Origin of the sequence: Phaeovulum sp. W22_SRMD_FR3, from assembly GCF_052113705.1 — a bacterium.
GTDB lineage: Bacteria > Pseudomonadota > Alphaproteobacteria > Rhodobacterales > Rhodobacteraceae > JBGQOG01.
The window spans coordinates 1-10,699 of sequence record NZ_JBGQOG010000039.1; the positions used below are offsets into that span (position 1 = coordinate 1).

8 protein-coding genes and 1 pseudogene are annotated in these 10,699 nt (G+C 59.7%); 4 read left to right on the plus strand and 5 right to left on the minus strand.

What is annotated here, in order from left to right:
• Positions 1 to 488 (plus strand): substrate-binding domain-containing protein (locus ACEN2S_RS22760; protein WP_441870858.1); only part of this gene is annotated, 488 nt, incomplete at its 5' end.
• A 31-nt stretch (positions 489 to 519) separates the two neighbouring features.
• Here ACEN2S_RS22760 and ACEN2S_RS22765 read toward each other — a convergent pair.
• From ACEN2S_RS22765 to ACEN2S_RS22780, 4 genes are all read right to left on the minus strand, one after another.
• Entirely contained in the window at positions 520 to 1,641 is a 1,122-nt protein-coding gene (locus ACEN2S_RS22765) for an AAA family ATPase (RefSeq protein WP_441870861.1), read from the minus strand.
• Positions 1,642 to 2,025: 384 nt separating this feature from the next.
• Positions 2,026 to 3,456 carry a pyruvate kinase gene (gene pyk / locus ACEN2S_RS22770; protein ID WP_441870864.1) on the minus strand — a complete coding sequence of 477 codons (1,431 nt, stop codon included), beginning with the start codon at positions 3,454 to 3,456 and terminating at the stop codon, positions 2,026 to 2,028.
• A gap of 12 nt (positions 3,457 to 3,468) precedes the next feature.
• Positions 3,469 to 4,725, minus strand: coding sequence for a glycerate kinase type-2 family protein (locus tag ACEN2S_RS22775; protein ID WP_441870867.1), 1,257 nt, complete (start codon positions 4,723 to 4,725; stop codon positions 3,469 to 3,471).
• Positions 4,726 to 4,736: 11 nt separating this feature from the next.
• Positions 4,737 to 5,810, minus strand: a complete 1,074-nt coding sequence (locus tag ACEN2S_RS22780; RefSeq protein ID WP_441870870.1) for a tartrate dehydrogenase — start codon at positions 5,808 to 5,810, stop codon at positions 4,737 to 4,739.
• A gap of 205 nt (positions 5,811 to 6,015) precedes the next feature.
• On the opposite strand from ACEN2S_RS22780, the gene ACEN2S_RS22785 reads away from it, so the two are divergent.
• The 3 genes from ACEN2S_RS22785 (at position 6,016) to ACEN2S_RS22795 (ending at position 10,306) form a co-directional block, all read left to right on the plus strand.
• A complete protein-coding gene (locus tag ACEN2S_RS22785; RefSeq protein ID WP_441870873.1) occupies positions 6,016 to 6,930 on the plus strand; it encodes a LysR substrate-binding domain-containing protein in 915 nt (304 codons plus the stop codon).
• Positions 6,931 to 7,054: 124 nt separating this feature from the next.
• Complete coding sequence (locus ACEN2S_RS22790; protein ID WP_441870876.1) at positions 7,055 to 8,023, plus strand: TAXI family TRAP transporter solute-binding subunit; 969 nt, start codon at positions 7,055 to 7,057, stop codon at positions 8,021 to 8,023.
• Between the two features lie 84 nt (positions 8,024 to 8,107).
• Positions 8,108 to 10,306: a TRAP transporter permease gene (locus ACEN2S_RS22795; protein ID WP_441870879.1), complete on the plus strand. Its 2,199-nt coding sequence runs from the start codon at positions 8,108 to 8,110 to the stop codon at positions 10,304 to 10,306.
• 129 nt (positions 10,307 to 10,435) lie between these two features.
• Here the strand turns inward: ACEN2S_RS22795 and ACEN2S_RS22800 are convergent.
• Positions 10,436 to 10,599: pseudogene (locus ACEN2S_RS22800) on the minus strand (IS21 family transposase); the annotation flags it as partial.
• Between the last annotated feature and the right edge of the window lie 100 nt (positions 10,600 to 10,699).

A 10,699-nucleotide genomic window follows, 5' to 3' on the forward strand; every position in this document is an offset into this window, starting at 1 on the left:
CGTTAACGACGTCGTTATGCACGTGCCTTAAACGATCACCATGCCATCAGGCAGGCGGTGCCAACCGGTCGGTTACGCTTGATGTCGCGCGGCAGATGAACCAGGTGCAGAACTTTGTCGCCAATGGCGTCGATGCCATCATCGTCAATGCGGTGGATGGCTCGGCGACCCCGGCGATGACTGTGCTGGCGGTCGAGGCGGGGATTCCGCTGGTTTATGTGAACCACCCGCCCTCTCGGTGTGTCCTCGTCCTGAAAGGCTTCGACCTTGTTTCGCAACCTAGCCATGCCGTCAGGCGATGCAAAAACAGTGGCGCGGGCGGGAGAGGCATCGTTCCCAGCGGCAGCGTCGACTCTGAGCAGATGCAGGCCGCTAGCATCGAGGCTCTTCGTCACGAACGGTTCGTTTGGTCGCGCCTCAATCTCGAGGTAAACACCGGGTCGTCCCTGCACCGCCGGGTCACCGATCCCATCAATCGCTCGCAGTAGCGCCTGTGCATGTGCTCGCCGGTTCGGGACGTCACTTGGTCGTCTTGTCTGACCGCCGCCCCTGGCTTGAAACACGAGTGCCTGTCCGGAGCCGTCTAAAATTAGATGAGGGCGATTGCGTTCCATTCAGTGATGTTCCAAGTCCATGCAACGAACGCCGACGCTCCATTGAGGCTATAAGCGTATCCGTCAAAATCCTGTCGGTTGAAGACAAAACAGCGCGTCGACCGGCATCTTCCCCTGCGGCAACAACATCTGCGGTTGAAAGACCTTCTGCAATCCTCAACACAGCATCCCAATCCACATCTGTAACGCTGAAACCAATCAAACGCCGCCGCAAAGCCTTTTGAACTGCCTCTCTGGAAGGCAGCTCGTAGGGCAGCACGAGTTCGAAACGCCGAAGAACCGCCCTATCCAAAATCTCGGGGATATTCGTGGTGGCGACAACAATAGACGGGCCGGTGTCTTCATCAAGGAACTGGAGGAATGAGTTCAGAATTCGCCGGGCTTCACCAACGTCATTCTCATTTCCGCGAGATGCCGCCAGTGCGTCGATTTCGTCGAAAAGGTAAACGCCGCGAGTTGTGCGGATCGCATCGAAGATCAGGCGCAACTTCTGAGCGGTCTCTCCCATGAACTTGGTTATCAGCCCATGAAGCAGAACTGTGAATAAGGGGAACTTGAGTTCGCCGGCCAATGCCTCTGCGCTTAGGGTTTTTCCTGTGCCTGGAGGGCCAGAAAAGAGAAGTCGTCGGCGTGGATGCAGCCCCTTCTCTTCAAGAAGATCGCGTTTCCGAGTTTCTACAACGATATGACGCAGTTCGTCGGAGAGGCAATCCGGCAAAATCAGGTCGTTGAGCGATGTTGTCGGATACCGTGCGCCCAAGATACCCGCGAGATCGCCCCGCGGAGCTGCCAGCGGTGTCAACTTCGCAGTCGCAGCGGTCTTTGGTGTCTTTGATGCTTCAGCCCATTGCCGCAGCTGTTCCGCTAACCGGTTGTGGCCGCGCTGTTCTTCTGCTGCGGCAAGCTGCATCGCGAGATCGAAGAAGCGTTCTTCGTCCCCCTCTGCATGGCTCTTTATGAGCCCAATAAGTTGCTGCGCCGAAGCCATTTTTTGAGCCTTTACGACCTTCTCGTCGCGGCCTAACATCCGCGCCCTTCATTCCTGTTTAGCAATCTCGAGGGCTGATGCGCCAGCAAAACCGCCCCCGGGGCCCGATTTATTTCGTCGCATGCCCGATGTGCGTCCGGTAGGGGGACGAAAATAGCAGAGAGTCAGCGGCGCGGGCCTGCACCTCGTTCCGCCTGCCGGATGGGCGTCACGCCCCGACCGGCCGCTTCCAGCTCTTATGGACAAAGGGCGGCTCCCTTGCTGCACGGTGCATGAATGACCGCTACCCCATACGCGCCGCGGGCGCGGTGCCGGAGGTCGGCTTCCCACTAGCAGGCCGCTGAAGAAGTCGGCTGTGCGGAACGGTTACCACGGCTGTCGAGGATTTTGCGAGCGTGAATATGCAAGATTGTGCTCATTGTACTAGCCCTCGCTTAGGTTTTGGCGGAACGTCGCGACGCGGATGTTGTTGGTGCTACCGACCTGGCCAAAAGGTACGCCGGACAGTATGACCATCTTGTCGCCAATCTCAGGCGCGAGCAATTTCTGGCATTCATCCTTGGCCGTCAGCACCATGCTGTCATAGTCCACGGCCGAGGCTTCAAGTACGGAGCGCGCGCCCCAGACCAGAGCCATTCGGCGCGAGACCTTGGTGTCGCGAGTCATCACGATCAGAGGCAGTTTCGGTCGCCTTGAGGCAATGCGGGTGCCTGTAGCGCCTGACATGGAATAAGCCATGATGCACTTGGCACCCATTCGGCAGGCCAACGTCGCACAGGTATCGGCAATAGCGTCGGCCTCGGTTTTGGCAACTTCGCGGGTCGCAGCCATCGCCTTGACATAGAGCGCGTGACCCTCCGTCGAACGGATGATGCGGTCCATTACTTCGACCGCCTCGCACGGATACTCGCCCGTGGCACTCTCGGCTGACAGCATCACGGCGTCGGTGCCATCATAGATCGCTGTTGCAACGTCCGAGGCTTCGGCCCGGGTTGGCGCGGGGCTTGAGGTCATCGATTCCAACATCTGAGTGGCCACGATCACTGGGCGGGATGCCCGGCGGCAGAGTGCGATGATCTCCTTCTGTTTCGCCGGCACGTCCTCGGGTGGAATTTCGACACCAAGGTCTCCACGCGCGATCATAATGGCGTCGGATTTCGCCACGATGGACTCGATGTCCTGCAGGGCCGAAGGTTTCTCGATCTTCGAGACCAGTCCGGCGCGACCGTCGATAATCCCCGTGATCTCATCAAGGTCACTGGCCTTCTGAACGAAAGACAGCGCAACCCAGTCGACGCCCTGTGACAAGCCGAAGTCGAGGTCAGCACGGTCCTTTTCGGTCAGCACCGGCAGGTCGAGCACGCAGTCAGGCAAGTTCACTCCTTTGCGGTCGCTAACCCTACCGCCTTCCAAGACCTCCGCCTCGATCCGATCGGCTCGTTTCTGAGTCACCTTGAGCCGCACTCGACCGTCGTCGATAAATAAACGATGCCCGATGTCGATGGCCGCGAAGATCTCCGGGTGTGGCAGCGGTAATGACGTATCGTCGGGGGTGGTCCCAGTGGGCAGGAAAATGACCTTCTCATGCCGATCAAGCGTCCGAACTCCTCCGGCGATGCGCCCCAGTCTTATCTTCGGTCCTTGGAGGTCCTGTAAGATTCCGATCGGCACACCGACCTCGTTCTCTAGCGCTCGGATCGCGGCAATCACCGAGGCGTGGGTCGAGTGCTCCCCGTGGCTGAAGTTCAGGCGGAAGGTATCTACCCCCTTTTTGAACAGGCTGCGCAGCATAAACGGCGAGGCACTTGCAGGGCCAATGGTAGCGACGATCTTTGCGCGTCGATCGCGGATCATTTCAAATTCCTTTCAGAGGATCATAACGGCACGGAAATCGTTCACGTTTGTCAGTGTCGGTCCGGTGCGAACCAGATTGCCGGTGGCGTCGAAGAGTGAATAGCTGTCGTGCACGGCGAGAAAGCTCTTTGCGTCTAGCCCGAGCTCCGAGGCACGTTTGAGAAAATCCGGCCCGATCAGGGCGCCGGCGGCGTCTTCGGTGCCATCGATACCGTCAGTGTCGACTGCCACGGCGTGGATAGCTGCCTGTCCGCGTAAGGCAACGGCGAGGCTGAGCAGGAACTCGGTGTTGCGTCCGCCGCGTCCGGGTTTGGCTTCGCCGATGGACACCGTGGTTTCGCCGCCCGAAAGCAGGACGGCAGGCACGGGGACAGGACAGCCATGTTGTGCGACGGATTTGGCAATGCCTGCAAAGGCGATGCCCAACTCGCGAGCTTCACCCTCCAACGCGTCGCCCAAGAGCACCGGGGTGACGCCAGCTGCCCGGGCAATTTCCGCGGCAGCTTCCAGTGACATCTGCGGCGTGGCAATCATGCGGAAATCGACATCGAAAGCAGCTGTTTGCGTAGGTGTGCTGATTAGAACCTCTCGTGCCGCTGGGGGCAAATCGGGACCAAGACGACTGACAAGGTGACTGAGGTCTTCACTTACTGTCGGGTCAGGCACCGTGGGACCCGACGCAATAGCGGCAGGATCGTCACCCGGTACGTCGGAGATTGCAAGAGTGACCAACCTAGCGGGCGCGGCAGCCAATGCCAGCCCGCCTCCCTTGATGATCGACAAGCGGCGGCGTACTCGGTTCATGTCGTCGATGGTGAGACCTGAGCGCAACAGCAGCCTATTGACGATGATTTTGTCTTCCAGCGTAAGTGGCGGGACAGGCAGTGGCATCAGCGATGAACCACCGCCGGAGATCAGCGCCAGCACGAGATCGTTTGGTCCGGCACTTTCTACAGCGCGGATGATCTCTCTCGCCGCGTCAAGTCCGGCTGCATCCGGCACAGGATGAGAGGCTTCCCGAACCGTAATGTGCTTGGTCGGGACCGCATGACCATAGCGGGTCACTACGACACCTGACAGGTTCACATCCGGCCATGCCTGCTCCACGGCCCGAGCCATGGCAGCCGCGGACTTGCCGGCGCCGATCACAATGCAGCGTCCATCAGGCTTTTCCGGCAAATGCCGCGCCAGCACCGTGGCCGGATCGGCTGCCGCGATTGCAGCCTCCATCATTCGGCGCAGGAGCGCCGGTGCGTCATCTACCGTCATTTGCGTTTCTTTCAAATATTTTCGCCGCGAATGGCGTCGCAGACTGCGTCCGTCACCTGTCGCGTGTTGGCCGTGCCGCCCACGTCGGGAGTGAGGATGCCATCGGCACAAACCTTCTCTACCGCACGCATCAGGCGGCGGGCCGCATCGATTTCGCCCAAATGCTCGAGCATCTGGGAGGCAGTCCAGAAGGTTGCCACCGGGTTGGCGATACCCTTGCCGGTGATGTCGAAAGCCGAGCCATGGATCGGTTCGAACATCGACGGGTTGCGCTTTTGCGGGTCGATGTTTGCGGTCGGCGCGACGCCGAGCGATCCGGCCAACGCGCCCGCAAGATCCGATAGGATGTCTGCATGCAGGTTGGTAGCGACGATAGTGTCGAGCGAACGCGGGTTCTTGACCATGCGTACAGTCATCGCGTCGACCAGCATTTTGTCCCAAGCAACGTCAGGGAAGTCCTTCGAAACTTCGGCGGCGATCTCGTCCCACATCACCATTCCGTGCCGTTGGGCGTTCGACTTGGTGACAACGGTCAAGAACTTGCGCGGCCGGGATTGCGCCAGTTCGAACGCGTAGCGCATGATCCGTTCCACACCGACGCGGGTGAAGATCGACACTTCGGTCGCCACTTCCTCGGGCAGGCCGCGATGGGCACGGCCCCCGACACCGGAATACTCACCCTCGGAGTTTTCGCGTACGATCACCCAGTCGAGATCACCCGTGCCGACACCTTCAAGCGGCGATTTGATGCCGGGCAGGATCTTGGTCGGCCGAACGTTGGCGTACTGGTCGAAGCCCTGGCAGATCGGCAGGCGCAGGCCCCAAAGGGTGACGTGGTCTGGCACGTCTGGCGCGCCGACGGCACCGAAGAAGATGGCGTCGAAGGCTTTCAGCTGCTGCGGACCGTCCTCCGGCATCAGTGCGCCGGTCTTTTTGTAGCGCTCCGAGCTCCAGTCGAACTCGGTGACGTCGAGTTCGAAGCTGCCGTCTCGGCGAGCGAGTGCCTCTAGGGCCTGGAGCCCGGCTGCGATGACTTCCGGACCGATACCATCGGCCGGGATCGAAGCGATCTTGTAGGTTTTCATGGGCGTATCCGTCCTCCAAAGGGTCTCAAAGAGTGCCGGATGCACCGACGAAGGGCGCGAAACAAGGTTGTCCGCCGCGATGTCCTCCCGATGCGTTGCCAATCCGGCGATCACGAGAAGGACGTTATGCTGACCGCTATAGACACCTCAACGCGCGCAAGATTATATACTGTTTTGAGATAGTAATGGTGAATCGGAACCAACAATGGATATCTCTCATCTTAAATGCTTCATTGTCGCGGCCGACGAGCTTCATTTTGGAAGGGCGGCGCAATCGCTGGGCATGTTGCCTGCGTCTCTTGGACGGCAGATCCGCATTCTCGAGGATCGACTTGAGGCGAAGCTGTTCCTTCGCACAACCCGAAGCGTCACCGTAACCGAAGCAGGCAAGGCTATTCTTGAAGATGTGCGTGCACTCGTCACGCAAGCCGAAGCGCTCGAAAACAAAATTCGCGATATTCGCAAGTCCGAAGTGCCTGTCCTGCGCGTCGGCGCCATAGACAGCGCGGCAGCCGGGCTGATTCCGCAACTTCTTCAACTCTTGCGAGACGAGCACCCCGACATCGAGGTTCAATTGATCGAGCAAAAGACGATCCACTTGCTCCCCAAACTCCTGAGCGGCAGTCTTGACATCGCATTCTGTCGCCCGCCCGATACGCGCGATCCGCGGATCAATTTTCGAACGCTCTTCTTCGAGTCAGCCGTGGTAGCACTTCCGGACCGCCATCCGCTGGCCGAGCAATCTGAGATCTTCGTCGAAGATCTCGCGGATGCGCCACTGATCGTTCCGGATCGTCGATCTCGTCCGCATTCCCACGACCTCACCATCAAACTGTTCCTCGACGCGGGGCTGACGGCCCGGATTGCGCAAGTGGCAGAGGAAAAGCACACGATAGTAAATCTGGTCGCGACCGGAACGGGCCTTGCCATTGTCCCGCGCTGGACGGCAAGGATCGCAGTCCCGGGGGTTCGCTTCGTTCCGTTGACGATTCCGCAAGGTACGACACGTTCGAAACTGATCTTGTCCGCTGCTTGGACTAGGGGCACCCGTGATGCGCAGAGGGACGCACTGCTCGAGACACTCGACAGGCATCTGAAGGTGATAGAAAACAGCGCCTAATAATAGCGAAACTGTATATAATTTTTGGCGAGTATTCTTCTGTATCCTCTCCCATCATGGTGTTGGACACGGCATCGCGTCTTCCGGCGCGGTGTCGGAGGAGCACATGGGAGGAGAGAGATCCATGAAACTGACCACATTCGCAACCCTCGTTTCCGGCGCGATTGCCGCACTGCCCGCCGCCGCGCAGGACAAGTCTGACTGGCCGTCGTCGCTGAGTATCTCGACCGGTTCCCAGGGTGGCGCCTACTTCGTCTGGGGTTCGGGCCTAGCCTCGCTGATCGGCGAGCAACTCGGCCTCTCGGCCAGCGCCGAAGTGACCGGCGGTCCGATCCAGAACGTCGCGCTGGTCGAAGCAGGCGAGACGCTGCTCGGATTCACCACGACCGGCCCGGCCCAGGAAGCCATGGCTGGCGAAAGCGAACTGATGCCCGGCATGGCCGCCGCGAACCTGCGTGCTCTGTTCCCGATGTATCAGACGCCCTTGCAGGCTGCGGTGCTGTCCAGCTCGGGAATCACCGATATCGCCTCGCTTGAAGGCAGGCGCGTCAACTTTGGCCCGGCGTCCGGAACCTCTGCGACCTACTGGCAGCGATACTTTGACGAAGCGGGCATCGACGTGAACGCGAGCTTTGCCGGCGCATCAGATGCCGTCGGTCAGCTGGGCGACGGTCTGATCGACGCCTTTGTTTATGCCGCCGGTCTTCCGACCGGTGCCTACAGCGAACTGGCCGTGCAGCAGGCCATCACGTTCCTTCCGCTGTCTGACGCCGAGGTCACGACCTTCGTCGAAGCCGTGCCATCAATGCAGACCTTCACCATCCCTGCAGGCACCTACAAGGGTCAGGATGCGGACATCCCGACGGTCGCGATGTGGAACTTCGCTGTCGCCAATGCCTCTGTGCCGGACAGCCTAGCCTACGAGATTACCAAACTCGTTCTGAGCAACAACGAGCGGATGCAGCAGATCCACTCCTCGGCAATCGAGACGCTCGCCGAAAACTGGGACAAGAACAATTTCCTACCGTTTCATCCCGGCGCTGTTCGCTACTACGAAGAGATCGGCATCACCATCCCCGACAACCTGCGCTGAATCCGCCTCACGCAAGATCGGTGCGCGCGGGTCGGCCACCCTGACCCGCCGCTTCCCATCCAACTCGTACATTCCGGTGATGTCATGACCACTTCTACTCACGGTGAGGTTCCGTCGTCGGGATCCTTCACCGAACTTGACCAACCCATCGAAGCGACGGCTGCCGTCGATGAAGACCCGCCCACGAGCAACCAGCGCATCTTTGGCGGCTTCAGGCACTATGGCTTCGCAGCGGCCTGCGCCACATACACGCTTTTTCACCTGGTAGTGATGAACCTCTATCCGTTGGAAACCTGGACCTATCGCCTTCTCCACCTTGGCGGAGGTCTTGCTTTAGGCTTCCTTCTTTTCGGAGCTCATAATGTCGAGATCGACAAGCCCGAGCCTGCTCGGAATATCGGCAACCTCGCTCTCTTGGCTGCGGCCGCCGCCGGCGTAGTCTACGGCGCTGTAGCTATTGCCGTCATCTGGAGCAATTGGTGGTTCATAGGATCTGCCAAGCCGCCTGTTTGGGCGATGACCTCCTTCGGCGTGCCCCTGACTATTGGCACCGTCCTTGCTGTGGTGCATGGCTGGGTCTTTGCCGACCACCGCATCGGACGTTGGGCACCCTGCGATGTGCTCCTCGCGATCGCCACAGTCGCCTCGATTGGATACGTTATCTACTTCGCGCGCGCCCTGCAGATGCGGGCTGGAATGCCAATGGCACAGCCCTCGGACATGTGGGCAGCCATCGTCGGCGTGATCCTGATCCTGGAAGGGGTACGCAGGATGGCTGGACTGGCTCTGGTCATCATTTCGGGCGTCTTCATAGCCTACGCCTTCGCCGGGCCGTGGCTACCAGGAATCCTGCACCACGATGGCTATGCGCCGAAACGGTTTTTCTCGTACATCATGACCGACAACGGGATCCTGTCGGCGCCCATCGCGATCTCATCGACCTACATCATCTTGTTTGTCGTATTCGCCGCCTTCCTTCAGGCAACCCATGTGGGAGCCTACTTCGTGAACGTCGCCTTCGCGGCGGCGGGCCACAAGCGCGGTGGCCCGGCCAAGGTAGCGGTTTTCGCGTCGGGTCTCATGGGGATGATTAACGGCACTTCGGCGGGCAACGTGGTCGCTACCGGCTCGCTCACAATCCCGTTGATGAAGAAGGTGGGCTATCGCGGTCAGACCGCAGCAGCGATCGAGGCCGCCGCATCTTCGGGCGGGCAAATCATGCCGCCGATCATGGGTGCAGGGGCCTTCATCATGGCCGAGATCACCGGCATTCCCTACACCGACATCATCTGGGCGGCGCTAATCCCGGCGGTGCTTTACTTCGCCTCGATCTTCTTCATGGTCGATCTGATGGCTCAGCGGTTTAACATGGTGGGGCTTCCGCGGTCGGCGCTGCCGAAACTCGGCGCTCTGCTTCGTCAGGCCTACTTGTTTGCTCCGATATTCGTCCTCATCTGGGCGCTCTTCGTCGGCTACTCAGTAATTCGTTGCGGCACGCTGTCGATGATCACCGCTGCTGCGGTCTCTTGGCTGACGCCCAATAGGATGGGCCCAAAACAGCTGTTCCACGCACTTGACCTTGGCGCACGGATGACGCTTCAACTTGTGGCGGTCTGCGCCGCGGCAGGGATCATCGTAGGCGTCATCGCTCTTACCGGCATCGGCACGCGTTTCTCGTCGCTGCTCCTCGGTATCGCCGACACTTCGCAACTCCTGGCGATGCTATTCACAATGCTTGTTGCCATTATCCTCGGCATGGGGATGCCAACTACAGCCGCCTATGCGGTCGCGGCTTCGGTTATCGCGCCCGGACTTATCAACCTTGGCATCGAGCCGCTGACAGCGCACTTCTTCATCTTCTACTTCGCAGTAATGTCTGCCATCACCCCGCCGGTTGCGCTGGCCGCCTATGCTGGCGCGGCTCTAGCGCAGTCCGATCCGATGAAGACCAGCGTGGAAAGCTTCCGCATCGGCCTAGCCGCCTTCGTGGTGCCCTACATGTTCTTCTTCTCAGATTCGCTTCTGATGCAAGGTACCTGGCTCGACACCATCCACGTCACCGCATCTGCACTGCTGGGGATCTACCTGCTGTCATGCGGCATCATCGGCTGGTTCTTCGGCCAGATTGGTTGGGTGCTTCGTGGGCTCTTGGTTGGAGCAGCGTTGGGAATGTTGGACGCGGGTTTCCTCACAGACCTATTAGGACTCGGGGTCGCCGTTGCAATGTTCTTCTATCAAAGGCGGTTCGTCGCCTCCGAAGATGTCGCGCACGGCAAAGACTAGGTCCAGCACTGGAGCGTTGGCGGCTGGGTAGGAATTCCTAGCCGCCACTACGTTTGATCTCATGTCCCGTGATTTGACGAAACGCATCCGCCGCTAAGGAGTTGTCGAAGGCTAATATCGGAATGGCTAGGCCCGCACGAGGAAGGCCCGGCTGTTCGAGAGCCTGATATGGGCGACTTGGACCTTCATGCGCTCGCCGCCGACAACCGTAAGTCCTCACTCCAATCAAACTGGAACGCCTCGCCGGAGCGGAAAGCCAAGGGGACGAAGGTCCCGCAGCCCGTGTTCTGTTGCCCGGCTCAGTTCCGGGTGGAAATGAGCTGCTGCCGGTTTCGTGGACACGAAGATAAGATCGTGACCAAGGAACTGGAGTGTGGATATGACGAGACGGAA

What these genes read in the sequence shown, in the direction of transcription:
- ACEN2S_RS22765 (WP_441870861.1), bottom strand. Translation starts at nt 1,641, where the DNA reads ATGTTAGGCCGCGACGAGAAGGTCGTAAAGGCTCAAAAAATGGCTTCG.
- ACEN2S_RS22790 (WP_441870876.1), top strand. Translation starts at nt 7,055, where the DNA reads ATGAAACTGACCACATTCGCAACCCTCGTTTCCGGCGCGATTGCCGCA.
- pyk (WP_441870864.1), bottom strand. Translation starts at nt 3,456, where the DNA reads ATGATCCGCGATCGACGCGCAAAGATCGTCGCTACCATTGGCCCTGCA.
- ACEN2S_RS22795 (WP_441870879.1), top strand. Translation starts at nt 8,108, where the DNA reads ATGACCACTTCTACTCACGGTGAGGTTCCGTCGTCGGGATCCTTCACC.
- ACEN2S_RS22785 (WP_441870873.1), top strand. Translation starts at nt 6,016, where the DNA reads ATGGATATCTCTCATCTTAAATGCTTCATTGTCGCGGCCGACGAGCTT.
- ACEN2S_RS22780 (WP_441870870.1), bottom strand. Translation starts at nt 5,810, where the DNA reads ATGAAAACCTACAAGATCGCTTCGATCCCGGCCGATGGTATCGGTCCG.
- ACEN2S_RS22775 (WP_441870867.1), bottom strand. Translation starts at nt 4,725, where the DNA reads ATGACGGTAGATGACGCACCGGCGCTCCTGCGCCGAATGATGGAGGCT.